The 25,465-nt window shown below is 74.7% G+C and carries 20 protein-coding genes; 14 read left to right on the top strand and 6 right to left on the bottom strand.

What is annotated here, in order from left to right:
- Positions 1 to 222: 222 nt before the first annotated feature.
- The 4 genes from ACPYO6_RS05255 to hisC all read left to right on the top strand — a co-directional run bounded on the left by ACPYO6_RS05255 (position 223) and on the right by hisC (position 5,252).
- The gene (locus ACPYO6_RS05255) at positions 223 to 492 is read left to right on the top strand and encodes a hypothetical protein (protein ID WP_425713843.1); all 270 of its coding nucleotides are present in this window, start codon (positions 223 to 225) and stop codon (positions 490 to 492) included.
- Positions 480 to 2,189, top strand: coding sequence for a hypothetical protein (locus ACPYO6_RS05250; RefSeq protein WP_425713842.1), 1,710 nt, complete (start codon positions 480 to 482; stop codon positions 2,187 to 2,189). The genes ACPYO6_RS05255 and ACPYO6_RS05250 overlap by 13 nt, the downstream gene beginning before the upstream one ends.
- Before the next feature lie 231 nt (positions 2,190 to 2,420).
- The gene (gene mftF / locus ACPYO6_RS05245; RefSeq protein ID WP_425713841.1) at positions 2,421 to 3,914 is read left to right on the top strand and encodes a mycofactocin biosynthesis glycosyltransferase MftF; all 1,494 of its coding nucleotides are present in this window, start codon (positions 2,421 to 2,423) and stop codon (positions 3,912 to 3,914) included.
- Positions 3,915 to 4,157: 243 nt separating this feature from the next.
- Entirely contained in the window at positions 4,158 to 5,252 is a 1,095-nt protein-coding gene (gene hisC, locus ACPYO6_RS05240; RefSeq protein WP_425713840.1) for a histidinol-phosphate transaminase, read from the top strand.
- Positions 5,253 to 5,345: 93 nt separating this feature from the next.
- Here the strand turns inward: hisC and ACPYO6_RS05235 are convergent, their stop codons facing one another.
- Positions 5,346 to 5,741, bottom strand: coding sequence for a VOC family protein (locus tag ACPYO6_RS05235; protein WP_425713839.1), 396 nt, complete (start codon positions 5,739 to 5,741; stop codon positions 5,346 to 5,348).
- Positions 5,742 to 6,194: 453 nt separating this feature from the next.
- Here ACPYO6_RS05235 and pdhA point away from each other — a divergent pair, with 453 nt between their 5' ends.
- The 3 genes from pdhA to ACPYO6_RS05220 are packed head-to-tail and all read left to right on the top strand — an operon-like array spanning position 6,195 to position 10,099.
- Positions 6,195 to 7,520, top strand: coding sequence for a pyruvate dehydrogenase (acetyl-transferring) E1 component subunit alpha (gene pdhA / locus ACPYO6_RS05230; RefSeq protein WP_425713838.1), 1,326 nt, complete (start codon positions 6,195 to 6,197; stop codon positions 7,518 to 7,520).
- Positions 7,520 to 8,542 (top strand): alpha-ketoacid dehydrogenase subunit beta, encoded by a 1,023-nt coding sequence (locus ACPYO6_RS05225; RefSeq protein ID WP_425713837.1) that lies wholly within the window; start codon positions 7,520 to 7,522, stop codon positions 8,540 to 8,542. The genes pdhA and ACPYO6_RS05225 overlap by 1 nt, the downstream gene beginning before the upstream one ends.
- Before the next feature lie 21 nt (positions 8,543 to 8,563).
- Positions 8,564 to 10,099 carry a dihydrolipoamide acetyltransferase family protein gene (locus ACPYO6_RS05220; RefSeq protein ID WP_425713836.1) on the top strand — a complete coding sequence of 512 codons (1,536 nt, stop codon included), beginning with the start codon at positions 8,564 to 8,566 and terminating at the stop codon, positions 10,097 to 10,099.
- A gap of 22 nt (positions 10,100 to 10,121) precedes the next feature.
- On the opposite strand, the gene ACPYO6_RS05215 is transcribed toward ACPYO6_RS05220, so the two are convergent.
- The 3 genes from ACPYO6_RS05215 to ACPYO6_RS05205 form a co-directional block, all read right to left on the bottom strand.
- A complete protein-coding gene (locus ACPYO6_RS05215) occupies positions 10,122 to 10,778 on the bottom strand; it encodes a protein-L-isoaspartate O-methyltransferase family protein (protein WP_425713835.1) in 657 nt (218 codons plus the stop codon).
- Between the two features lie 128 nt (positions 10,779 to 10,906).
- On the bottom strand, positions 10,907 to 13,033 hold the full coding sequence (locus ACPYO6_RS05210; RefSeq protein WP_425713834.1) for a prolyl oligopeptidase family serine peptidase: 2,127 nt from the start codon (positions 13,031 to 13,033) through the stop codon (positions 10,907 to 10,909).
- Between the two features lie 88 nt (positions 13,034 to 13,121).
- Complete coding sequence (locus tag ACPYO6_RS05205) at positions 13,122 to 14,396, bottom strand: hypothetical protein (protein WP_425713833.1); 1,275 nt, start codon at positions 14,394 to 14,396, stop codon at positions 13,122 to 13,124.
- A gap of 430 nt (positions 14,397 to 14,826) precedes the next feature.
- Between ACPYO6_RS05205 and ACPYO6_RS05200 the strand changes: the two genes are divergently transcribed.
- On the top strand, positions 14,827 to 16,170 hold the full coding sequence (locus ACPYO6_RS05200; RefSeq protein WP_425713832.1) for an LmeA family phospholipid-binding protein: 1,344 nt from the start codon (positions 14,827 to 14,829) through the stop codon (positions 16,168 to 16,170).
- A gap of 375 nt (positions 16,171 to 16,545) precedes the next feature.
- On the opposite strand, the gene ACPYO6_RS05195 is transcribed toward ACPYO6_RS05200, so the two are convergent.
- A complete protein-coding gene (locus ACPYO6_RS05195; protein WP_425713831.1) occupies positions 16,546 to 18,987 on the bottom strand; it encodes a cytochrome c oxidase assembly protein in 2,442 nt (813 codons plus the stop codon).
- A gap of 255 nt (positions 18,988 to 19,242) precedes the next feature.
- Between ACPYO6_RS05195 and ACPYO6_RS05190 the strand changes: the two genes are divergently transcribed.
- From ACPYO6_RS05190 to ACPYO6_RS05165, 6 genes are read left to right on the top strand one after another with little or no spacing between them, the layout of a single operon-like run.
- Complete coding sequence (locus ACPYO6_RS05190) at positions 19,243 to 20,274, top strand: AAA family ATPase (protein ID WP_425713830.1); 1,032 nt, start codon at positions 19,243 to 19,245, stop codon at positions 20,272 to 20,274.
- An 8-nt stretch (positions 20,275 to 20,282) separates the two neighbouring features.
- Positions 20,283 to 21,173 carry a DUF58 domain-containing protein gene (locus ACPYO6_RS05185; RefSeq protein ID WP_425713829.1) on the top strand — a complete coding sequence of 297 codons (891 nt, stop codon included), beginning with the start codon at positions 20,283 to 20,285 and terminating at the stop codon, positions 21,171 to 21,173.
- Positions 21,160 to 21,633 (top strand): hypothetical protein, encoded by a 474-nt coding sequence (locus ACPYO6_RS05180; RefSeq protein ID WP_425713828.1) that lies wholly within the window; start codon positions 21,160 to 21,162, stop codon positions 21,631 to 21,633. Before ACPYO6_RS05185 ends, ACPYO6_RS05180 begins: the two co-directional genes overlap by 14 nt.
- Positions 21,627 to 22,637, top strand: a complete 1,011-nt coding sequence (locus ACPYO6_RS05175; RefSeq protein ID WP_425713827.1) for a vWA domain-containing protein — start codon at positions 21,627 to 21,629, stop codon at positions 22,635 to 22,637. The genes ACPYO6_RS05180 and ACPYO6_RS05175 overlap by 7 nt, the downstream gene beginning before the upstream one ends.
- Entirely contained in the window at positions 22,634 to 23,746 is a 1,113-nt protein-coding gene (locus ACPYO6_RS05170; protein ID WP_425713826.1) for a vWA domain-containing protein, read from the top strand. Before ACPYO6_RS05175 ends, ACPYO6_RS05170 begins: the two co-directional genes overlap by 4 nt.
- A complete protein-coding gene (locus ACPYO6_RS05165) occupies positions 23,743 to 24,771 on the top strand; it encodes a hypothetical protein (RefSeq protein WP_425713825.1) in 1,029 nt (342 codons plus the stop codon). The genes ACPYO6_RS05170 and ACPYO6_RS05165 overlap by 4 nt, the downstream gene beginning before the upstream one ends.
- Positions 24,772 to 24,783: 12 nt before the next feature.
- Here the strand turns inward: ACPYO6_RS05165 and ACPYO6_RS05160 are convergent, their stop codons facing one another.
- Positions 24,784 to 25,392, bottom strand: a complete 609-nt coding sequence (locus ACPYO6_RS05160) for a TetR/AcrR family transcriptional regulator (protein ID WP_425713824.1) — start codon at positions 25,390 to 25,392, stop codon at positions 24,784 to 24,786.
- Positions 25,393 to 25,465: the final 73 nt, after the last annotated feature.

The raw sequence follows: 25,465 nt of genomic DNA, 5'->3' as shown, positions 1-25,465 counted from the left end.
CGGCTGCTCGGCTGCCCGGCTGCTCGGCTGCTCGGCTGCCCGGCTGCCCGGCTGGCCGGGCTGATCGGTCGGTGCGGCCGAGCCGAACCGGCGTCGTCGGCGCGGCGTTGTCGCCGTCCCCACAGGCAGCCCTGCCACGCTCCCGCCCACAGGCCGCCCCGCCACCCCCGGTGCGCCGTCCGGAAGCCCGCCTAGCGTTCCGGTGACGAGAGGGGGGACGGCATGCTCGAGCAGATCGAGGCGGACCTGCAACGGGTGCGTGCGCAGGCCACGGCGCTGGAGGGCGTGCGGGACAGGCTGTCGGCCTGCGCGCCGACCGCGTGGACCGGCGAGGCGGGCACGATCGCTACGAACCGGCGCGAGGAGCTGCGCGGGGAGGTCGAGTCCGCGCTCACCACGTTGCGCGGGATCGAGGGACGGCTGATCGGCCTCACGGTGCGGATCGACCTCGAGGGTGCTCCGGGCGTGGGAGCGCTGCGATGGGTGGGCTGACCCGGCCGGTCGCCGGCGACCGGCCGGACCCTCCGGTCCCGCCCGACCCCGTCGAGGCCGAGCACGTCACCTCGTCCAGGGATGGCATGGACGTCGACCCGGACGAGGTGCGCGGTCTCGCGGACGAGCTCGACGAGGTGGCGGAGGGCCTGCGGGCGGCCGCGGCGCCGCTCCGGCTCGTCGGATCGACCCCGCAGCACGGCGGGCGGATCCTCGTCCCGGTCCCGAACCCCGGGCACGACCCGCTGCTCGCCGCCGACCTCGTGGCCGTCGGGGCGTCGGCGCAGGGGGCGGCGGACACGATCGACACCGTGGCCGGGCGGGTGGCAGACCTCGCGAGCGGCCTGCGGGGGTGGGCAGAAATGGCGGAGCGCGCGGACGGGGGTGCGGGTGCCCGGTTCCGGGTGCTCGGGGCGCTGTCCAACGCCATGGGGCTCCCGCGCGTGATCACGGGGCGGGTGCTCGCGACTCCGAACCCCGCCGGCTGGTTCCTCCCGGGCTACGGCGTGCTGACGAACCCGGGGTGGGCGGCTCGCCCCGGCGGCCCGGGCATCGCCGCGGCGCTCGACGCGGAGGTGGCTGCGGCCGGCGGGGCGATCGATCTCGCGGCCGACGCCACCGGGACCTCGCCGCTGCTGACCGGTGTGCAGGGTGACCCGGCGGCCGGCGAGACGGCCGCGCTCGCGGCGCTTCCCCTGGCCCGGGCCCTCAGCATCGGGTCGCCCGGCGGCGCGAGGGCGGTCCTCGACGACGAGCCGGTGCCCGGCCTCCTGCCGGTGCTCGCGGGGGCGACCGGCCTGCGGGTCGGGGCACCCCCGGGCTCGGTCGTCGCGGATGCCCGAGGAGGCCCTGGTGCGCCGGGAGGCCCGGGAGGTCCGGGCGCGCCGGGCTCCTTGCTCTCGCGCCGACCGGCGCCGGGCCGGACGTCGGCGGTGCTCGACGCCGCCCGGCCCGGTTCGGTGGCCGACCTCGTCCGGCGGGTCGACCCGCTGCACGCCGAGTCCGGGCGCGAGAACCGTCCCCACCTCGAGGTCCTGCGGACGGAGCACGCGGACGGGTCGACGTCGTTTGTCGTCGTCATCCCCGGGACGAGCGGGGACGCGACGGTGGCCGACCCAGACAACCTCATGGACAACGCCTCGAACATCGAGCTCGCCGCCACCGGCAGCTCGGCGCTCATGGAGGGCATCTCGGAGGCGCTCGAGCTGGCCGGCGCGCGGGACGGGGACGCGGTGGGGATGATCGGGCACAGCCAGGGCGGGCTGGGGGTCGCGCACTGGGCGGCCGGGGACGACGCGCGCCGGTACGACCTGCGCACGAGCGTGGCGCTCAACGCGCCGATCGCCCACGCCGGCGCACCCGTGGCCGGGCACCACATGAGCGTCGACGTCGCCGACGACGCCGTGTCCGGCCTCGACGGCGCCCCGGTCCCGCACATCGACCCGAACGCCGCGACCGGCAGCCGGAGCGCCTACACGGTGGACACCTCGACCCGGGACCGGGATCTGTCCGAGGTGTTCCCGTTCGAGGGGCACTACCCCGAGCACTCGGCGGCCGCGTGGGCGGGCGTCGTCGAGCACCGGGGGCACGACCCGGGCGTCGTCGCGGTGCAGGAGGAGTTCGCCTACCTGCTCGGCGCGGGGGAGGAGGGGGCCGTCACGACCTCGGTCGTCGTCGAGCTCGAGCGGGAGGGGTGACGGCGAGGGGCGGACGACGGCGAGGGGCGGGGTTCGTCGTCGGGCCGAGGTGTCGAGAGTGCGGCTCAGGTCCGTCGAGACTGCGGTTCGTCGTCGGGCCGTGTTCGACGCTCCGCCTGGAGCGAACGACGATCGATCACGCACGACGGGTGCGGAGGACTGGGAGAATGGGACGAGTGTCGTCGTCCCCGCGTCGGCACCGCACCGGCAGCCGGTAGGACAGGAGACGACGTGACGACGACCGACGTGACGACCACCCCCTGGGGGCCCCCTCCCTTCCCGGAGCCCCCCGAGCGTGGGGAGGTGGACGTCGTCGCCGGCCGGACCGTGGTCTGGGCGCCCGAGACGGTCCTGCGGGCGGGGCGCGTGGTCCTCGGCGGCTCGCCGTTCTCGGTCACCGTCGTACCCGAGGAGTTCCGCGACTTCGCCGCCCGGGTGCGGGACGCCGACAGATGGGGCACCGAGGCGGCCGACGACACCGAGCGGGCAGCCGCCCGGTTCCTCCTCGACCTCGGCATCGTCCACCCCAAGCCCGTCGCGTACGGCGAGGTGACGGACGTCGAGGTCGTCATCCCGATGTACGGCGACCCGACCCTGCTCGACCCGCTGCTCGAGTCCCTCGCCGTCGAGGGGCACCCGGTCACGGTCGTCGACGACGCCACCCCCGACCCCGAGCACGCGGCCCGCATCGAGGAGATCACCGCTCGGCACGGCGCCCGGCTCATGCGCCAGGAGGTCAACACCGGCCCGGGCGGCGCCCGCAACACGGGGTTCGCCGCGACGAGCGCCCCGTTCGTCGCGTTCATCGACTCCGACGCCCGCGCGAGCGACGACTGGATCGCGCGCCTGCGGCCGATGCTCGACGACGAGCGGCTCGGCGCCGTCGGGCCCCGCGTCCGACCCCGCTTCGACGGCGAGAGCTCGATCGAGCTCTACGAGGAGACGCGCTCGGAGATCGACATGGGGCCGATCCCCAGCCGGGTCGTCCACGGGGTGATGGTCGGTTGGCTGCCGAGCGCCGCCGTCCTCGTGCGCCGCTCCGCCGTCACCGACCCGCCGTTCGAGCCCGGTATGCGGGTCGGCGAGGACGTCGACCTGTTCTGGCGCATGGACGAGGCCGGCTGGAACGTGCTGTACGCCCCGGACGTGGTCGTCCACCACGAGGTCCGGACCACGTGGCGGGCGTTCGTCGGCCGCCGCGCCGACTACGGCGGCTCGGCCGCGCACCTCGAGAAGCGCCACCCGGGCCGGCTCACGCCCGCGTCGCCGAGCCTGTCCGGCCTCGCGTTCATCGGGCTCGCCGCCACGGGGCACAGGTGGCTCGCCGCCGGGGTCGCCGCCTACGAGGTCGCCCGCCAGCGCGCGGTCCTGCCCGACGAGGTCCCGCACACGGTGGTCGCCGAGATGGCCGGCCGGCAGATCTGGTCCGACGGGTTCTGGACCGGGCACCTGCTGCGGCGCGACTGGTGGCCGATCGGCTGGGCGGTGCTCGCCTCGACGCCGCGGTCCGGGCTCGCCCGTGGCTTCGCCGCCGCCATGGCCTGGGAGCCGGTGCGCGACCACCTCCTGCGCCCCACGCGCCTCGGGCCCGTCACGAGCCTGGCCATGCGGCTGCTCGACGACGCCTCCTACGGCACCGGTGTCATCACCAACGCCGTCAAGGAGGGCGTCCCGGAGGTCGTCACGCCGCGCCCGCGCATCCCCTGGTGGCCGCGCAAGGCCTGACCCTCGTTCGTCGAGACTGCGGTTGGTGCACGTCGAGATTGCGGTTCGTCGTCGGGCCCTCGTTCGTCGAGAGTGCGGGTGAGGGCGGGCGCGTTGTTCGTCGTCGGGCCTTCGTGTGTCGAGAGTGCGGGTGAGGCTCGCCCTCGTGACTCCGACACCGACACCGACACCGACTCCGCGTCACGCGCGCCCGACCCGTGGCGCTCCACCACCTCGGAGGGGCGCGCGGGGCATGCTGGACCGATGTCCAGCACGTTCCCGCCCACCCCCGCCCGTCCCGCCGACCTCCTGCGGGCCGACATCGCCTCGCTCCCGGCCTATGTGCCGGGGGAGCGGCCCGCGCACGACCGGCCGGTCGCCAAGCTCTCGTCCAACGAGATGCCCTTCCCGCCGCTGCCCGGGGTGGTCGAGGCGGTCCAGGCGGCGGTCGAGGACTCCGGCCGCTACCCGGACATGGCGGCGGTCGAGCTGACCGAGGCGCTCGCCGGGCGGCACGGCGTCGCGCCCGACCAGGTCGTGGTGGGCGGCGGGTCGACCGCGGTGCTCGAGACGATCCTGCGCGCGACGTGCGGCCCGGGCGACGAGGTCGTCGCGCCCTGGCGAAGCTTCGAGGCCTACCCGATCGCCGTGCAGGTCACGGGGGCGTCGATGGTGCGCGTCCCGCTCGACCCCGAGGGCCGGCACCGCCTCGACGCGATGGCCGACGCCGTCACCGACCGCACCCGCGTCATCCTGCTCTGCTCGCCGAACAACCCGACCGGGACCGCGCTCACGCGCACCGAGGTGGCCGCGTTCCTCGAGGCCGTGCCGCCCACGGTGCTCGTCCTGCTCGACGAGGCCTACATCGACTTCGTCACCGCCGCCGACCCGACCGACGGACCCTCACTGCTCCCGGCGCACCCGAACCTCGTGGTCCTGCGGACGTTCTCCAAGGCGGCCTCGCTCGCCGGCCTGCGCGTCGGGTACGCCCTCGGGCATCCCGAGATCGTGGCGGGCATCCGTTCGGCGTCGACCCCGTTCGGCGTCTCGAGCCCGGCGCAGGCCGCGGCGCTCGCCGCCCTCGACGCGGACCCTGAGATCCGCCGGCGCGTCGCCGAGGTGGTGGCCGAGCGCGAGCGCCTCGTAGCGGGGCTGCGCGGGCTCGGCCTCGAGATCCCGGAGACGCAGGCGAACTTCGTGTGGCTCCGGCTCGGCGACGGTGCGGCGTCGTTCGCGGACGCCGCCCGCGAGGTCGACCTCCTCGTGCGGCCCTTCGCCGGCGACGGCGTGCGCATCAGCATCGGGACGCGTGAGAACACCGACGCCGTCCTCGCGCTCGTGGCGGCGCAGCTGGGGTGAGGCCCGTGCACGGGGGAGCGACAGGCCGTGCCGGGGAGGCACGGACCGTGCTGGGTGAGCGCGGCCCGTGCTGGGTGAGCCTGCCGCGGCGCGTCAGCCCTCGTGGCCGATGAGCCAGCGCACGCCGTAGCGGTCGATCAGCGTGCCGTCGTGGTCGCCCCACGGCCGCCGCTGCAGCGGGTCGATGACGCGGCCGCCGTCGGCGAGCGCCTCGAACCAGGCGGCGAGGGTCGCGGGCTCCGCCGTGCCGAGCAGCGAGAGGAACATGCCGGTCATGGCCACGCCGTCCTCGTCGGCGCCGGCGTCCGCGCCCGCGATCTCGACCTCGCCCAGCAGCATCGCGTGCGCCACCGAGTCGGGCGGCCCGTCGTGGCGGCCGGCGGAGGCGTAGTCCATCAGTTGCAGCTCACCGCCGAACACCGACCGGTAGTGCTCCATCGCCTCGCGGGCGGTGCCGGGGAACAGCAGGTACGGGACGAGTCCGCTCATGCCGCGACCTTAGGGGGCGAGGCCCCGGGCGCGTACGGCCCCGAACGACGACGAACCGCAATCTCGACGTGCACCAACCGTAATCTCGGCGACCAGCGGGGCGCTGAGCCGCACTCTCGACCGGTCGTGGTTCTCCCAACCGCAATCTCGACGTGCACCAACCGCAATCTCGACGACGGGCCGGGCGTGTGGGACAGGCCACCGGGCGCGGCGCTCGCGCCGCAACCTACACATGTGTAGCCTACATGACCGTAGGTAGCTTTCCGGGCACCCGCGGGCGATCCCCACGCGGTGTCCGACGGCTCGGACGAGGTGCGCCGATCGCGTACGGAGTCCTCCGGCCGGCCGCGCCGATCGCGCGGCCGGCCGGACCCCGGGCCACGGGAGGTGCAGGATGGGGCCCCACCGGATCCGCTCCCGCACCGCAGCGTCGGACGACCGAAGGAGGACCACGTGTCCGTGCCCACCACCAGCTCCACGCACGAGTCGGCCACCACGGCCCAGGGTCCGAACGGTGCGAACCACGCCCCGAACGGCGCCGGTCACGCCCCCGCCTCCGGCACCCCCGACGCGACCTCCTCCGTCCCCGCCCCGCGCGGCGCCTCGCTCGACCCGGAGGACGCCCTGGTCCAGCTCCTCACCCCGGCCGGCGAGCGCATCGACCACCCGGTCTACGGGCCGCTCGTCGACGAGCTCGACGAGGACACGCTGCGCGCGATGTACCGCGACATGGTCCTCACGCGGGCCTTCGACACCGAGGCCACCCGCCTCCAGCGCCAGGGCGAGCTCGGCCTGTGGGCGCCGAGCCTCGGGCAGGAAGGCGTCCAGATCGGCTCGGCCCACGCCCAGCGGCCCGCCGACATGATCTTCCCCAGCTACCGCGAGCACGGCGTCGCGCTCGTCCGCGGCCTGCCGCTCACCGACCTGCTGCCCGTCATGCGCAGCACCCGGCACGGCGGTTGGGACCCCCGCGCGCACAACTTCCAGGTCCAGACCTTCGTGCTCGCCGCGCAGACCCTGCACGCCGTCGGGTACGCGATGGGCATCCAGCGCGACGGGCACGTCGGCACCGGCACGGACGCCGACCGCGCCGTCGTCGTCTACCACGGCGACGGCGCCGCCTCCGAGGGCGACTTCAACGAGTCCCTCGTCTTCGCCGCCTCCGCCCAGGCGCCCGTCGTCCTCCTGTGCCAGAACAACTCGTGGGCGATCTCGGTCCCCACCCGTGTCCAGTCGCGCGTCCCGATCGCCCGGCGCGGCCCCGGCGTCGGTATCCCGGCGGTCCGCGTGGACGGCAACGACGTCCTCGCCTCCTACGCCGTCACCGCCGAGGCGCTGCGCCGCGCGCGCTCCGGCGGGGGGCCGACCCTCATCGAGGCGGTCACGTACCGGATGGGCGCCCACACGACGTCGGACGACCCCACGCGCTACCGCCCTCGTTCCGAGGAGGAGGCCTGGCGCGCGAAGGACCCGATCGACCGGATGCGTGCCCACCTGCTCGCCGCCGGGCACGCGGACGACGCCTTCCTCGCCGCCGTCGAGTCCGAGGCCGAGGCGCTCGCCCGGGACGCCCGCACCGCCTGCCTCGCCGAGCGCGCCGACGCACCGGGGTCGATGTTCGACCACGTCCACTCGCTCCCGCACGCGCAGGTCGAGGCCGACCGGGAGGCGATGCTCGCGTTCGAGGCCGGCTTCGCCGACACGGAGACCGGCACGAGCACGGACACCGACAACGCCACCGGCACCGACACCGGCACGACCGCCGAGGAGGCCCGCTGATGCACCCCGCCCCGCCGGCGACGGCGACCACCCTCCCGCTCGCCCGCGCGATCAACGCGGGCCTGCGCGCCGCGATGACCCGCGACGACCGGGTGCTCGTCATGGGCGAGGACGTCGGCCCCCTCGGCGGCGTCTTCCGCGTGACCGACGGCCTGCACGCCGAGTTCGGTGCGGACCGCGTGGTCGACACCCCGCTCGCGGAGTCCGGGATCGTCGGCACCGCGATCGGCCTGGCGATGGCCGGATACCGCCCGGTCGTCGAGATCCAGTTCGACGGCTTCATCTTCCCGGCGTACAACCAGATCACCACGCAGCTCGCGAAGCTCACCTACCGCACGTCGGGCGCGCTCAGCATGCCGGTCGTCGTCCGCGTGCCCTACGGCGGCCACATCGGCGCGATCGAGCACCACAGCGAGTCGCCCGAGGCGCTGTTCGCCCACACGGCCGGCCTGCGCATCGTCAGCCCGGCCAACGCCGCCGACGGCTACGCGATGATCCAGCAGGCCATCGCCTCCCCGGACCCCGTGCTCTTCCTCGAGCCGAAGTCGCGCTACTGGGAGAAGGGGCCGGTCGAGCTCGACGCCCCCGTCGACCTGTCCGCCGACGCCCTCACGCGCGACCTGCACGCCGCCCGCGTGGTGCGTCCCGGCACCGACCTGACGATCGCGTCCTATGGTCCGGGTGTGAAGGTGGCGCTGCAGGCGGCCGAGGTCGCCCAGGATGAGGGGTCGAGCCTCGAGGTCATCGACCTGCGCTCGATCTCCCCGCTCGACGTCGACGCCGTCGCCGCCTCCGTCCACCGTACGGGGCGCCTGGTCGTCGTCCACGAGGCCCCCACCTTCTTCGGTCCCGGCGCCGAGCTCGCCGCCGCCGTCCAGGAGCGGTGCTTCTACGAACTCGAGGCCCCGGTGCTGCGGGTCGGCGGCTACCACACGCCGTTCCCGGCCTCCGCCCACGAGTCCGTCTACCTGCCCTCCCTCGACCGGATCCTCGACGCCGTCGAGCGTTCGCTCGCCGCCTGAGACGCCACCCGAGGAGCCGAGATGAGCGACCAGCGACACCAGACCTTCCGCCTGCCCGACGTCGGCGAGGGCCTGACCGACGCCGAGATCGTCAGCTGGGAGGTGGCCGTCGGCCAGCGGGTCGAGGTCAACCAGACCCTGTGCGAGATCGAGACCGAGAAGTCGGTCGTCGAGCTGCCCAGCCCGTTCGCCGGCGAGATCCGCGCGCTGCTCGTCGAGGAGGGCACGACCGTCGAGGTCGGCGCCCCGATCGTCGAGCTCGACACCCGCCCCGATGAGCCCGCCGCCCCCGAGCCGGCTGCCGGCACCGCGGAGGGGGACGAGGCCGACGACGACGCCGGCGGGTCGGGCGCCGTCCTCGTCGGCTACGGGACCCGGCCGGGCGCCGCCCGACGCCGTCCGCGGCGCGAGCCGGCTGCGGCGCAGCAGGGCGGATCAGCGGCGGGCGCCGCTCGGCCGTCCGCCGCGGCGAGCGCGTCCCCGGCCCCCGCCCCTCTCGTCTCACGCCCGAGCCCGGCCGGCACCCGCGTGGCCCCCGGCCGCCCGCGCACGGCCCCGGGCGGCGAGGCTCCCGGCGCCGCGGGCCCCGGCGTCCCCGGCCGCGCCACCCGCGAGGGTGGCGGCTCGAGCACGAGGTTCGTGCCGGCGTCGGGCGGTCCGACCCGGGCCAAGCCCCCGGTGCGACGCCTCGCGAAGGACCTCGGCGTCGACATCGACTCCGTGCACGGCACGGGGCCCGGCGGCATCGTCACGCGCGAGGACGTCGTGGCGCTCCACCAGCGCTCGGACGTCCAGCAGCTCGCCACGTGGTCGGACGAGGAGCCGTGGCTCGAGGGTGGTTCCGTCTCGCCCGACGGCCGGCGCACGCGCGTCCCGGCGCGGTCGGTGCGCCGCCGGACCGCGGAGGCGATGGTCCAGTCGGCGTTCACCGCCCCGCACGTCAGCGAGTTCCACACGATCGACGTCACGCGGACGATGGAGCTCGTCGCCCGGCTCAAGGCCGACCGCGAGTTCGAGGGCCTGCACGTGACGCCGCTGCTCATCGCCATGCGCGCCCTGCTGCTCGCGGTCAACCGGCACCCCGAGATCAACGCGTCCTGGGACGACGACACCCAGGAGATCGTCTACAAGCACTACGTCAACCTCGGCATCGCCGCGGCGACGCCCCGGGGGCTCGTCGTGCCCAACGTCAAGGACGCGCACCGGCTCAACCTCAAGGAGCTCGCGCAGGCGCTCGGCGAGCTGACCTCGACCGCGCGGGCCGGTCGCACGCAGCCCGCGGACATGGCCGACGGCACGATCACGATCACGAACGTCGGCGCCTTCGGCATCGACACCGGCACGCCGATCCTCAACCCCGGTGAGGCCGCGATCCTCGCGCTCGGCGCCGTGCGGCAGCAGCCGTGGGTGCACGACGGCGAGATCGCCGTCCGGTGGGTCACGCAGCTCGCGCTGAGCTTCGACCACCGGCTCGTCGACGGGGCCCTCGGCTCGTTCGTGCTCAAGGACATCGCGACGATCCTCGAGGACCCCTCGATGGCGCTCGTCTGGGCGTGATCCGGGGCGCCCGCCCGGCGCGTCAGCGCAGCGGGACGAACGCGTAGCTGCCCGGTGCTCGCTCCTCGTCGCGGCCGTCCGGCGTCCTGCGCACCCTCACCAGGTGCCCGCCCGCCGGCACGACCATGACGCCCCCGACCGCGAGCTGCGCGACCAACGGCTCCGGCACCGCGTCCGACATGGCTGACACGAGTATGCGGTCGAACGGCCCGTCGTCGGGGGCGCCGAGCACGCCCGCCTCGGCGACGCGGAACTCGATCCGCGGACGGCCGGTGCGGGGAGAGGCAGGCTTCTCCGTGTCCGTGTCCGTGTCCGTGCCCGTGCCGGTGCCCGTGCGGCCGTGGGGTGCGGCCGTCTCGACGTCCTCCGCCGCCTGCCCCACCGATGCCGCGCCCTCCAGCGCCGCGCGGCTGCGCCGCACGAGCTCGGGGACCAGCTCGACGCCGAGGACGCTGCCGCCCCGGCCGACGAGCTCCGCGAGGATCGCCGTGGTCCAGCCCGATCCGCTGCCGACGTCGAGGACCCGCGCACCCGCGGGCACGTCGAGGAGCTCGAGCATCGCGCGCACGGTCGAGGGCTGGGAGCACGTTGCGCCATGGCCGATCGTCAGCGGGGCGTCGGTGGACGCGTAGGGCCGGGTCGCGCGCGGGAGGAACCGGGCACGGTCCACCCGAGCCATCGCCTCCCGGGTGCGCGACGTCGGAGGTTCCCCGAACATCCCGTCACGCTACGGCCGCGCGGGCGGGACCGGAAGGCCCGCGACCGCCGCGCCTGCCGTGCAGGCTCGGCCGAGCAGATCGGGGCGCTTCACCCGAGCAGGTCGGGCGCCGCCGGCGGCTCCTCGCCGAGGACGTGCTCGGACAGGAAGCCGAGGACCACCTGGTACCAGAGCTTGGCGTGCTGGGGCGTGAGGATCCAGTGGTTCTCGTCGGGGAAGTAGAGGAACCGGTGGGGCGTGTGCCCGGCGTCGTCCATCGCGAGGGCGGACCGGGAGACGAGCGAGCGCCACAGCGCGAGGCCCTCGCCGATCGGGACGCGGTAGTCCTTGTCGCCGTGGATGACGAGCATCGGGGTCGAGATGTCGGCCACCGCGTGGTGCGGGGAGTGCGCGGCACGCATCTCCGGCGTCATCTCGCGCTCCCAGAACCAGCCGACGTCGGTGGTGCCGGAGAAGGTCTCGATGTTCCACAAGGAGGCGTGCGTGACGACCGCGTCGAACCGGTCGGTGTGGCCGGCGATCCAGTTGGCCATGTACCCGCCGAACGACCCGCCCATCGCGGCGGTGCGGGCGTCGTCGATCTCGGGCAGCGACGCGGCCGCGTCGGTGACCGCGAGGACGTCGGTGAACGGGTGGCCGCCCCACGCGCCCCAGCCGCGCTCGATGAACTCCCAGCCGTACCCGGTCGAGAGCGCCGGGTCGGGCAGGACGACGGCATACCCCTGCGCGACGGCGATCCACGGGTTCCACCGCCACGACCAGGTGTTCCACGAGGAGACCGGGCCGCCGTGCACCCACAGCAGGAGCGGCGCGGGCTTCTCGGCGGTGGCGCCGTCCGGGACCGCGAGCCAGCCCCGCAGCGGGTGGCCGTCGGGTGCGAACGCCTCGATCTCCGTGAGCGTGCCCGGCAGGGTCGGCGCCGGCACGGGGGAGGGGACGTCGGTGACCTCGGCGCCGCCGAGCGCGGGCTCGCGCAGCACGGACAGGTCGAGGCGCACGGGTGCGGCCGGCGCCCCGTAGCTCGCGCGCAGGGCGTAGGCGCGCGTCCCGTCGGGGGAGATCCGCACGTTCGAAAACGCGCCGTCGGCGGTGAGGCGGGTGACCTCCGAGCCGTCGAACGGCACGTGGAAGACCGGCGCCCGGCCGCGGTCGTCGGCCACGGCGAGCATGCCGGAGCCGTCCGGGAGGACCGTGGCCTCGCTGATCCAGCGGTCCCAGCCCTCGGCGATCGTCGCGCGCCGGCCGGTGGCGAGGTCGAGGAGCGCGAGGGTGACGATCGGGGGCCGCTCCGGGGTCGAGGGCTGCTCGACGGTGACGACGGCGCGCGCCCCGTCCGGCGTGAGGGCCACGGGCGAGAACTCGTGCTCCGCCGACGGCTCGGCCACCCAGCGGCGAGCGCCGGTCGCGACGTCGATCGTCACGACGCCGGTGCGTAGCTCCCCGCGCGCCGCGGGGACGGACCAGGCCGCGAGGATCGTCGTGCCGTCGTCGGACAGGACGTGGGTGCCCTCGAACAGGGCGGTCCCGGCGTCCGGGGTGAGGTCGACGAGCGTGCCGGGGGCATCGGCGTCGGGCCGTTCGTCGTCGTGCCCGGTCGTGGCGGCGTTCGCGCCGTCCGTCGCCGAACCGGCCGACGGCGGGTCGACCCGGTAGAGGTGCGGGTGACCGGGACCGAGGTCGTGGTCCCAGTAGCGGACCGGGTAGCCCGAGTGGAGGATCGCCGCCACCTTCTTGTCCGTGCGCGCCTTGCGTCGCTCGGTGTCGTCCTTGAGGTCGGTCGAGCCCGGGAGCGGGGAGCCGACGACGACCACCGTGTCCGCGGCGCGCGCCGTGAGGACGCCCTCGACGCCGCCGGGGTGGTCGGCGAGCACGCGCGCCTCGCCGCCGCCCGCGGGCAGGACCCAGGCGCGGGCGCGCGAGCCCTCCTCGTCCGCCGGGTCGGGCCGCGCGGCGGTGAAGACGAGGTCGCCGGACGCGGTGAAGGCCGGGGCGGACTCGCCGGTGCCGCCGCGGGTGAGGCGGCGCGCCGGGCGCTCGGCGTCGGGGTCGATCTCCCAGACCGCGCTCCGGTAGGCCGTCGCCTTGTCGTCGAGCGTGGCGACCGACGTGACGAGCCGCCCGCCGTCCGGGCTCAGCGCGAGCCCGGAGACGCGCCCGAGCGCGACGTAGGTGTCGAGGTCGTGGAATGGGGTGCGGGGCGTGTCGTCATCGGTCACCCTCGTATCCGACCACGGGCACGCCGCCCGTGTCCGCCTGATTCGGAGGTGTTCGCGACGCGCGGACAGCCGCGGCGGCCCCGCCGGGTCAGTAGGTCTCGAGCACCGACGGGCCGAGGCGGAAGCCGCTGCCGGACTCGGTCGACCAGCACTCGACGTCGACCCCTGTCACCGTGCACGCGAGGTCGCCGTTGTAGGCGGACTGGCCGTCGGAGAGCAGCGGGTCGGCGTTCGCGGACCGGTTGCAGTTGACGCCGGCCTCACCCTCGGAGCTGATCTCCACGCTGATGCCGCCGGGCAGGCACCCCTCGGGGGTGTCGAGCGAGTGGTCGACGATCGTGCAGACGACGTCGCTGCCGCTGAGGTTGCACGCCATGTTCGCGCCCTGGACCCAGAACCCGGGCATCTGCTGGGCGTCGGCCGGGATCTCGGGGACCTCGAGCCAGCTCATGTCGGCCTCGATGGCCGTGCGCAGCGCGGGGTTGGTGTCGGAGTCGCCGAGGATCATGTCGACGACCTCCTGGGTGTGCTCGCGCCCGCACTCGTCCATCAGCGCCTCGAGGGAGTCGACGACCCGGTCGCCGTGCGCGGGGTCGCCCCACGTGCCGTCGGGCGCCGCGGAGGCCGCGAAGGCCTGGACCACCTCGGCATCAGGACCCGGGTCGGAGCAGCCGGAGCTCGACGGGAGCGCCTCGAGGGCGGCGAGCGCGTCCGCGATCTCGTCGGTCGCGGGGCTCTCCTCCTCGCCCTCGCTCGGCGCCTCGTCGGTGGCCGGCGGGAAGTCGGGGTCGGGCTCGCCCGCCGAGGTGGTCTGCTGGTCGTCGTTCCCGGGCAGGTTGAAGATCCACAGGGCGCCGAGGACGATGACGGCGAGCGCGGCGGCGACGGCGAGGATCCCGGCCCACGGCACGGCGCGGCGCGGCTCCTCGATCTGTCGCGGCGGTGCGTCGGGCGTGCGGGTGGTGACCGGTGAGCCGTCCGGCGGGGTCGTGGGGCGCGCGAGCTGCTCGCCCTCGACCGCGGGGGACTCGGTGGTCGGCCGCTTGGCGGACCCGGTCGCGGCTGCGCCGGCGGCCCCCGCAGCGCCGAAGCGCTCGGCGGTGGGGCGGCGCACGGGCGCCGTGGCGGGCTCGTCCGGGTCGATGCCCGCGGTGCGCGCGCGGCGCTGGGCGATCGCGTCGTCGACGTCGTCGTCTCCGAGGTTCCCGAGCCACTCGAGCAGACCGGGGTAGGTCGAGGGGTTGCCGGCGATCGCCGGGCGCAGCTCGGGGTGGTGCTCGGCCAGTTCCTGCAGCCGGGTGAGCGGGGTCGCCGGGTCGGCGGCCTCGTTCGCCAGGTCGTTCGTGTCGTCAGTGCCGGTCACGGCCGTGTCCTCCATCGCGCGTCTGCCCGGGAGTGTACGGGCAGCCGTGCCCGCCGCCTCCCAGGTGTGGCGCGCGGCGCAGAGGGTCGTGCCGGCGGTGGCGGTGGTGTCGCCCACGGTCGCCGACCGCTGGCGGGGACGTCCTGAACGGGCACGTCTGACCACCTCGAGGGGCCGCCGAGCACCCTAGGGTTGTCGCGTGCAGCCGGGGACCTCCAACGACGACGACGTGGACCGCTCGTCCGACGTCGACCCGGAGACCCCCGACGGAGCGGCTGCTGCCGGACCTGATGCGGAGCCGGACGCCGGCCCGCACGTGGTCGAGAGTTCGGGTGAGGGGTCGGGCGCTGGCCCACATGTGGTCGAGAGTGCGGGTGAGGGGTCGGATGCCGGGCCGAACGTGGTCGAGAGTGCGGCTGAGCGACCTGACGTGACGCCCACCGACGACGACGCCGGACACCCCGAGCCGCCGACCGCGAGCACGGCCCCGCGCGTGAGCGAACCGCCGTCGGAGGTCCCGGACCTCCCGCCGGTCGCGCTGCCGGTGAACGACACGACCTCGGGCGGCCCGGTGCCCGGCGACCAGGTGGTCGTCCGAGGCGCGGGGGCAGGTGGCCACCAGGCAGACGGCCCCGACTCGCGATCCGCCCCCGACTCGCGACCCGCTCCCGACGCCGGCGAGGCAGATGGCCTCGACTCGCGACCCGCTCCCGACGCCGGCGAGGCAGACACCGCCGAGCTCGACGCCGCAGGACGCACGGCCGCGGTACCGCTCGATCAGGCGACCGCCGCCGGTGCCGCCGACCGGGCCTCCGCCGGCTCGGCCCTCCCCGACGAACCCGCCTCCGTGCCGGCAGGCTCGGCCCCGACGTACGTCGACGAGGGTGGCGCGGGCGCCGCCCCGGACGGCGACGGCGGGGCGGACGGCTCCGCGGCGGTGGGCGCTGACGGGACGGACCGGTCGCGCGAGCGCCGGCCGGACACGGACGACGAGACCCCGGCGGCTCTCGCCGCGGTCCAGGGCGCAGCGATGTCAGTGCGCCGGTGGTGGCGGCGGGCCGGCTCCGGCGTGGTCCAGCGGTGGGTGCTCTCGCTGGTCATCGCATCGCTGGTCATCGTCGTCGGGCTGCTCGTGGCCGACCGGTGGGCGCTCATGCGGGCGCGCGCCGAGGCGGAGGACGCGTTCGAGTCGTTCACCGAGGAGCTCGAGAACCCCGACGTCCGCCTCGACGGCTTCCCCTTCCTCCCGCAGGTGGTCTCCGGCCGCATCGACCGGATCGACTTCGAGGCCGACCGGATGGTCCTCCCGGACGTCGAGCTGCTCGACGTCGAGGGATTCATGACGGGCGTCGGTTACCGGCAGCCGGTCGAGGTGGCGCACCTCGAGGCCAGCGGCACCGTTCCGCTCGAGCTGGTGCAGGAGCAGGTGGCGGAGGCGACCTTCGACGTCCCCGTCCTCGGTGAGCGCAGCTTCGAGGCCGACATCGACGGCAACGACCTGGTCCTCACCACCAGCGTGCTCGGCGGCGACATCCACGTGACCGCCGAGGTCGCACCCACCGAGGACGGCCGCGGCATCCACCTTCACCTCGACCAGGGCACGCTCGCCGGTGTGAGCACGCGCCTGTCGGAGATCCCGCTCGTGGGCAGCCGCCTGCCGCTCGACCACTACGTCGAGCTCGAGGGCCTCCCCGAGGGACTGATCCTCACCGACACGACCGTGGTCGGCGACGGCATCGCAGTCGTGGTCGAGGGGGACGACGTCCGGTTCTGACCGATCGCCGATCGTCGATCACTGCTCATCGGTCAGCGCTGACTGCTGACTGCTGACTGCTGACTGCTCGGCGCGGCCACCGACTCTTCGGCGCGGCCACCGACTCTTCGGCGCGGCTACCGACTTTCGGCGTGGGGGACGCGGTGCGGCGTCGAGACGGGGGTGTCCGTGTCGAGACTCAGGTTGACGTGTCGAGAGGAGGGCCGCCGTCTGTACCTTCGACGCGTTGACCGACTCTTCGGCGCGGCTACCGACTCCTCGGCGCGTTGACCGACTCTTCGGCGCGGCTACCGACTCTTCGGCGCGGCCACCGACTCTTCGGCGCGGCTACCGACTTTCGGCGTGGGGGACGCGGTGCGGCGTCGACACACACCCCTACCGCTCCTGCGACGCCCTCGCCCGGGCCGCGAGCATCTCGTTGTAGGCGGCGAGCTCGGCGTCGCCGTCGGCGTCGGCCCGTCGGTCGATCCGCCGGGCCTCCTTCCGCTCCGACCGGGCCCACTGGACGGCCACGCCGACCGCGAGCGCGAGGGTCGGGAACTCGCCGACGCCCCAGGTGATCGCGCCGCCCACCCCCTGGTCGGCCATCGCGTCGACGCCCCACGGCAGCCCGAGCCAGCCGAAGTGGTCGGCCCCGAGCAGCGCCGTCGACTGCATGACGGCCACGCCGAAGAAGGCGTGGAACCCCATCGTCGCGATGAGCAGGACGAGTCGCAGCGGGTACGGGGGGCGGGTCGGGCCGGGGTCGATGCCGATGAGCGCGTTGGCGAACATGTACCCGGCGAGGGTGAAGTGGACGACCATGAGGATGTGGCCCACGTGGCTCCCGAGCGCCAGGTCGAACAGCGGCGTGAAGTAGAAGACGATGAGCGACCCGGCGAAGTTGATCCCCGCGACGATCGGGTGCGCCCACGCCTGCGCCCACCGCGACCCGAGCAGGGCGAGCAGCCACTCCCGGGGCCCGCGCGAGCCGTCCTGCCGCACGGGCAGGGCCCGCAGCGCGAGCGTGACCGGCGCGGCGAGGACCACGAACAGCGGCACGAGCATCGTCAGCGCCATGTGCATCGCCATGTGCACGCTGAACAGGATGTCGCCGTACACCGCCGGCGCGCCGAGGGTGAGGTAGGCGAACGCCGCGAGCCCGACGTACCAGCAGACCGTCCGGCCCACCGGCCAGGCGATGCCGCGCCGCCGCAGCCGCAGCGCCCAGCGCCCGTAGACCAGCGCGCCCGCGACGACCATGAGCACGAACAGCGGGTCGAGCCGCCACACGGTGAGGTAGGCGACCAGGTCAGGGAACGGTGGGACGGGTGAGCTGGTGATCGCGTAGGTAGGCGTCGGGTCCGGCGGCGGCGCGATCGGCACCGGCGTCTCGGACGACCCGAGCGCCACGGCCACGCCGATGACCGCGGCCATGAGCGCGACCTCGCCGATCGCGAGGCGGAGGAACGCCCCGCGCCGCCCCTGCCCGAGCGCCGGCAGGGTCGAGCGCCGGTGCCACGCGCCCGCCGCGAGCAGGGCGGCGCTCGCGACGACCTTCACCAGCAGCAGCCGCCCCCAGCCCGTGGTGACGAGCTCGCCGAGGTCGTTGATCCGCAGCATCGCACTCGCCGCACCCGACAGGACGACGAGGATCGCCGACCACGCCGCCGTCGACGAGTACCGCTGGGCCGCCGGCGCCAGCTCGCGCGACCTCAGGTGCTGCGCGGCGACGAGCAGCCCGGCGAGCCCGCCCATCCACAGCACGACGCCGGCGAGGTGCAGCCACATGCCGGTCATCGCGATCTCGTGGTTGGCGGCGCCGTTGGCGTGCCCCGTGAACCCGATCGGCGCGAGCGCCACCACGCCCACGACGGCGGTCCACGCCGCCCCGGCCGTGCCCGACGTCGAGACGGCGAGCAGCCCCGTCAGCAGCGCGAGCGCCGAGGCCCACACGAGCGTGACGCCGAGGTCGAGCTCGGTGACGAACTGCCACAGCGACGCGGAGTACAGCTCGCCCGTCAGCGGCTCCCCGACCACGGACGCGTGCGTGAGCAGCAGGTGCGCCACCTGCAGCGGGCCCCACAGTGCGGCCGCGATCATCCCCGCGCGCACCACGCGGGTCCAGGCCCGCGTCGGCGGCCTCGCCGCACGCCGCCTCTCGGCTGCCGACGACGACGAACGTGCCGCCTCCTCGCCCGCCGTGTCGGTCGCCGGACGGCTGGTTGGTGCCGGGAGGGCGGCGGGGTCGGCGGATGCCGGCGAGGGCTCGGCGTCGGAACCGCCGTCGGGGCCGAGGACGGGCGTCGTCGTCGCCGGCGCGTCCGTCGACCGTCCGCCGGCGGCCGCGCGGGCGGCGCGCTCGCGCGCGGAGACGCGCACGGTGTGGGCCTTGGCCGGCCCCACGAGCACGATCGCGGCCACGGCGAAGCAGCCGACGGCCAGCGTCGCGGCGAGGTGGCTCCCGACCGTCACCAGCGGCAGGCCCCAGCGGACGAGCACGCCGGGGTCGGCGAGCAGGGGGGCGTCCGCGGCGCCGGTGGAGAGCAGGCCGAGGACGAGCGCCACGAGGGCGGCGCCGAGCGCGCCGACCCATACCGCGACCGCGCGACCCGTCGACGGCGTCCGCATGGCCGACGCCTGCTCGGTCGACGCCTGCACGGTCGGCGTCCGCCCGGTCGACGGCGTCCGCCCGGTCGACGGCTGCTCTGCCGGGCCGGTCCCGCTCGGCACCTGTCGTCCCGTCGCGCCCCGCTGCGTCCCGGCCTGCTCGGTCGTCAACGAGCTGGCGCCGGCCGTCGCCGACCGGCGGGCATCGGAGGACGGGGGCTGCGGCACCTCGTCAGGGTACGTCGGCGGCGTCACGCGGCCCGGGGTGCGTGCGCGGTCTCACGCGGCGCGCGAGGGGAGCGGGCGGTTCGACGTCGCCGTCGTTCGTCGTCGTCGGACGTTCGTCCCGTCCCGCCCACGTCCCGGCCCCCGCACCAGGTGGGAAGCACTGCCCTGTGCTCCGGCCCGTGGACCGGCCCGCGCGTCGGTAGTCTGCACGGGCCACCCCGCCGGGGCGGCGTCGAGCATCGTGAGGGAGCACCCGTGCCTGAGTGGACCGCCCAGCCCGAGCAGCAGGCGAGGGCCCGCGTCAAGCGGATCAAGGACGACGAGGTCTGGCGCGCCACCGACCTCGTGCGGCAGGTCACCGAGGTGTTCAACACGCGGGTCGTCGGCCAGGACGACCTGCGGCGCGCACTGCTCTCCACGCTCATGGCGGGCGGGCACATCCTGCTGGAGTCCGTGCCGGGCCTCGCCAAGACGACCGCGGCGCAGACGCTCGCCTCCGCGGTTTCGGGCTCGTTCCACCGCATCCAGTGCACGCCGGACCTCATGCCGAACGACATCGTCGGCACGCAGATCTACAACTACGCGACCGGCGAGTTCACCACCCAGCTCGGCCCGGTGCACGCGAACCTCGTCCTCCTCGACGAGATCAACCGCTCGTCCGCGAAGACCCAGTCGGCGATGCTCGAGGCGATGCAGGAGCGCCAGACCTCGATCGGCGGCGAGGTCTACCCGCTGCCGAGCCCGTTCATGGTCCTCGCCACGCAGAACCCCATCGAGGAGGAGGGAACGTACGTCCTCCCCGAGGCGCAGATGGACCGGTTCCTCCTCAAGGAGGTCCTCACCTACCCGACCCCGACCCAGGAGGTCGAGATCCTCTCCGGGATCGCGTCGGGCTCCCTCAACACCCCGATCGACACGCAGCCGATCTCGCTCGAGGACGTCACGCTCCTCCAGGACCTCACGTCGCGCGTCTACGTCGACATGTCGATCAAGCAGTACATCGTGGCGCTCATCAACACCACGCGCGGCGGCGGACCGCGCCCGCTGCCCGGCTTCTCCGACCACGTCCGGGTCGGCGCCTCGCCCCGAGGCGGCATCGCGCTCCTGCGCGTGGCCCAGGCCGTCGCCCTCCAGGAGGGCCGCACGTACGTGGTGCCGGACGACGTCAAGCTGCTGCGGCACGCGGTCCTGCGCCACCGCCTCGTGCGGACGTACGACGCGCTGGCGAAGAACGTCGCGCCCGAGGCGCTCGTCGACGCGGTCTTCGCCGCGGTCCCGACGCCGTAGGGGGCGCGGTGGATCGGTCGAGCTCCAGGCTGGAGCAGATCCGGGCGCGGCTCGAGCTGCCGACGGTGCGCCGCGCGAGCGGCCTCCTCGACGGCCGGCACCGCTCGATCTTCTCGGGGCACGGCCAGGACTTCGACGACCAGGTCGAGTACCACCCCGGGGACGACGTCAAGGACATCGACTGGAAGTCCTCGGCGCGGGCTGGCCACCCGATCATCCGCCGGTTCGTGCGCGAGTCGAACCTGTCCACGGTCCTCGCGTTCGACACCGGCGTCTCGATGGCCGCCACGAGCGCCTCGGGACTGTCGAAGAAGAACGTCGCGATGTTCGCGGCGGACATCATCGCCTACGTCGCGCGCGCCCGCGGCGACCTCGTCGCGCTCGTCGCCGGGGACTCCGAGCGCATGGTCCAGCGCCCCGCCCGCCACGGGACCGCCCACCTCGAGTCGGTCCTCTCCCTGGTCGAGGAGGCGCTCACCCTCGAGGCCCCGCCGTCCGACGTCGGGCGGGTGATGGATCGTGTCCTCACCGGGTTCCCGCAGCGCTCGCTGGTCGTCCTCATCACGGACGAGGCCCGGCCCGGGCCGGAGCACGAGGACTCCCTGCGCCGGCTGCGCACGCGGCACGAGGTGCTCGTCGTGCGCGTCGGGGACGCACTGCCCACGGCCGCGGGGATCGGCCCCACGGCCGACGTCGACGGCTGGGAGCGCCTGCCCGCGTTCGTGCGCGAGGACAGGATCCTCGCCGCGCAGGTCGACCACGCCGCGGCCTCCCGCGCCACCGCCGCCACGCGCCTCCTCGACCGCCGCGGCGTCCACCACGTCGTCGCCTCCTCCGAGGACGAGGTCGTCGGCGCGCTGCTCGACCTGCTGGGGAGGTCGCGCCGTGTCCGTCGATGAGATCGGCACCGACCTCGCCGCGCTGCAGGACTACCCCTGGTGGGTCCTCGTCCTCGGCGTGGTCCTCGTGCTCGCCGCGGTCGCGTGGATCGTCCTCGTCCTCGTGCTCACGTCCGCCCGGCGCGAGCGGTCACGGGCCGACGTGCCGCTGCGCATGGCCGACGCCGAGCGGGAGCGGTTCATCGCCGAGGTCGAGGAGCACTACGCCGCCTACGAGGCCGGGGCGCTCGACCTGCGGGCCCTCCACCTCAAGCTCGCGCGCACGATGCGGGCGTTCGTCTCCGAGCGGGTCGGGCGCGACGTGCGCTCGTGGACGGTCAGGGACATCTCGAGCCACGACCCGACCGCGCGGGCCGGCGGCCTGCTCAGCGTGTGGGAGGAGCCGAGCTTCGCCCACCGCTCCGACGCCGAGGCGCGCGCCGCCCGGGACGGCGCCGTGGAGGTGATCCGGCGATGGTGACCCCCTGGCTCTGGCCGGTCGCGCTCGTGATCATCGCGGCCGCCGCGCTCGCCGGCTGGCTGACGGCGACCCGCGGCGCGCGCCGCCCCGACGACGTCACGTGGGTGGCGAACTCGACCTTCATCCGCTCCCTGCCGCGCTACCAGCAGCGGATGCGGCTCATGCGCCTCCTGCTCGGCGGCGCCGGCGTCCTGCTCGTGCTCACGTCCGTCGCGGGGTCCGCCCTCGCCGCGCGGCCGATCGACCGGGACGTCCGCCACGAGGAGCTGACCAACCGCGACATCGTCCTGTGCCTCGACGTCTCCGGCTCGATGATCGAGTTCGACGCCGAGATCATGGCCGAGTTCCAGCAGCTGGTCGAGTCCTTCGACGGCGAGCGGATCGCCCTCAACATCTGGAACTCGACGACGAGGGTCGTCTTCCCGCTCACCGACGACTACGCGCTCGTCAACGAGGAGCTCGAGCACGGCGCCGAGGTCCTGGGCTCGTACCTCGACTGGAGCAACACCGACTGGGAGTCGATCGACGAGTACATGCGGGGCACCACGTCGACCTCCTCGATGTCCTCCTCCCTCATCGGCGACGGCCTCGCGAACTGCGTCAACAGCTTCGACCTCGAGGACGACGAGCGCTCCCGCTCGGTCATCCTCGCCACCGACAACGAGGTGGCCGGCGACCCGGTCTACGAGCTCGAGGAGGCGGCGGCGCTGGCCCAGGAGCGTGGCGTGACCGTGCACGGCCTGTACGCCTCCACGCTCGGTCCCGACGCCGGCCCGACCCGCGACGAGTACGAGGCCACGATCACCGAGCACGGCGGCCAGTTCTACGAGCTCGGCGACCCCGGCGCCGTCCCCGCGATCGTCGAGCAGGTGCAGGCCCAGCAGGAGGCCGAGCTCGACGCCGACCCCACGGTCGTCGTCACCGACCGCCCCGACCGCTGGCTTCCCTGGCTCACGGCCGGGCTCGCCGGCTTCCTCGTCCTCGTCTGGCGGGTGCGCACATGATCCTGCGCTGGGCCTGGGACTGGTGGGTGGTCGCGCTCGTCGCGCTGCCCCTGCTCGCGATCTGCGTGCACGGGCTGCTGCGGGCGCGCGGCAGCCAGGAGAACACGCAGTGGTCGTGGGTGCGCCGCGCGGCCATGGTGCTGTGCCTCGTCGTCGTCGCCCTCGCTCCCGCCGTCCCCGCCGAGGAGACGGAGGTGGGCACGAACGCGGACGTGTTCTTCGTCGTCGACCGGACGGGGTCGATGGCGGCGGAGGACTACGACGGCGAGGAGCCGCGCCTCGCGGGCGTGCGCGCGGACATGGCGGAGATCGTCTCCTCGATGCCGGGTGCGCGGTTCTCGATCGTCGCGTTCGACTCGCAGGCCACGCGCGAGCTGCCGCTGACCAGCGACGCGCGCGCCGTGGGCACGTGGGTGGACACGCTGCGCCAGGAGGTCACCTACTACTCGGGCGGTTCCTCGATGGACCGTCCCCGCCAGAACCTGTCCGAGGCGCTCGCCCGCGCGGCGGAGAACAACCCCGGCAACGTGCGGCTCGTCTTCGTCCTGTCCGACGGCGAGAACACCGCCGGCGACACCTCGCAGCAGCAGCTCCCGGGCGCGTGGTCCGACTCGGCCGGCTACGTCGACGGCGGAGCGGTCCTCGGCTACGGCACCACCGACGGCGGCCAGATGCGCAGCTACGACGGGACCGAGCGCACCGGCCCGGGCACCACCTCGCCGTACATCACCGACGACTCCACCGGCGAGCCCGCGATCTCCACCATCGACGAGACGAACCTGCGGGCCGTGGCCGAGGAGCTCGGCGTGGAGTACCTGCACCGCACGGAGCCGGGCGGGCTGGACGCCGTCGTCGAGGGCATCGACGTCGAGGCCATCGCGCGCGCCGACGGCCGCCAGAACGTCGACGTCTACCGCGACGTGTGGTGGCCCGCGATGTACGTCCTCGTCCTGCTGCTGGCCTGGGAGGCGTTCGAGATCGCCCGGCGGATGCGCGGCACGTTCGACTCCGGCTCGGTCCGCCGGGCGGCCCTCGCCGCGCGTGCGGGGTCGGGTGCGGGGCCGGGGCGCGGGTCCGGCGGCACGGGAGCCTCGGGAGGTAGGGCATGAGCACGACGACGAACGACGACGTCGCCACGGGTGGGCCGAAGGACGGGAAGCCCGCGGCGGGCCTGCCGGACCGGCTGCGCCGGCGGCGCCGGATGCTCGCGTGGTCGGCGCCGCTGCTGGGGATCGCCCTGACCGCCGGGCCGTTCCTCATCGGGGTGTCGCTGGCCGACGACGGCCACCGGTCCACCGCCGAGGAGGACCCCGCGGGCGCGATCGACGGGTACGCCGCACTGGCCGACGACACCCGGTTCGGCCCGCGGCCCTGGATCGCCGTCTACAACACCGGCACATCCGCGCTCATGGCCGACCAGGCCGCGACCGCGGTGACCGAGCTGACCGAGGCCCTCGAGCTCGTCCCGGAGGGGACCGAGGGGGACGACGGCGAGGTCGACCCCGAGCTGCCGGAGTGCCTCGTGCGGCGCAACCTGTCGCTGTCCTACGAGCTGCTCGCGAGCGAGGCGCTCGCCGACGAGGACCGGCCGATGGTCGAGGAGCACCTCACCGACGCGCTCGAGGCGCTCGGGCCGTGCACGACCGACCCGCCCGAGGACGAGCAGTCCGAGAGTCCGTCGGAGAGCGGGTCGGACGACCCCTCCGAGAGTCCGTCGGAGAGCGGGTCGGACGACCCGTCGGAGAGCCCGTCCGAGAGCGAGTCGGACGACCCGTCCGACGGCGGGGAGGAGTCCGACGAGCCGTCCGAGGGCGAGGAGGAGTCCCAGGATCCCGGCGACGAGGGGGAGGAGTCCCAGGAGCCGGGCGAGCAGGGCAACCCGAACGACGAGATCCAGCGCCGCCAGGACGAGAGCCGCGAGGAGAACCGCGAGGCCCAGCGCCAGGAGGAGGAGGGATCCTCCGGCGACGAGGAGGAGTCCTCGAGCGGCGAGGGCGGCGAGGGCGAGGAGGAGTCGTCCTCCCTGTCCCCGCAGGAGCAGGAGCTCCAGGACCGCAACCGCGAGGCCCAGGAGGACCAGCGCCAGCAGGAGCAGCGCGAGGGCGGCGGGTACGGCGGCGGCCAGAACTGGTAGCCGCGGCGGCGGTCAGCCGACCGGCGCCGGCACCCGCACGCCGACGGCGCGCAGGACGAACTCCTGGGTCGCGCCGATGAAGTCCTCGCGCTCGACCTCGCCGGTGGGCAGGCGGCGGCCGGACAGGCACGCGTGGACGAGCTGGACCGTGACGTCGAAGTCGCTCTCGCCGACCAGGCCCTGGGCGTGGGCGTCGGCGAGGATCTGCCGCAGGAGCAGCTCGACCCGGCCGACGTGCGCGCGCAGTCTCTCCGCCGCGTCGCGCGAGATGATCTCCTTGAGCGCCGGGCCGGGCGCCGAGTGATATGAGCGGTCGAGCTGGAGCTGTTCGCGCACGTAGGTCCGCAGCTGCTCGACCGGGTCGTCGATCGCCTCGAGCCGGGCCGTGAGCGACTCGGTGAAGTCGGCCGTCTCCTGCTCGATGAACCCGAGCAGCAGGGACTCCTTGTCGGCGAAGTGGTTGTACACCGACGTGCGGCCGACGCCGGCGTCCTGGGCGATCTCCGCGAGCGACACCGCGTCGAAGCCGCGCTCGCGCATGAGGCGGTCGAGGGAGGCGAACAGGGCGCGGCGCGTGAGCTCGCGGTGCTCCGCGAGGGAGCCGCCGATGATCCGTGGCATGGAGCGATGATGCCATGTTCTGACGCATCCGGGGAATCCGTCTGATCCGTGGTCGGCGGCGATGCCCGGCCGG

It is taken from the genome of Georgenia sp. Z1344 (genome assembly GCF_049856295.1).
In the GTDB taxonomy this organism is placed as follows: Bacteria; Actinomycetota; Actinomycetes; order Actinomycetales; family Actinomycetaceae; genus JB111.
The sequence above is the reverse complement of the archived record's forward strand: the minus strand, read 5'-3'. Positions and strand labels throughout refer to the sequence as shown.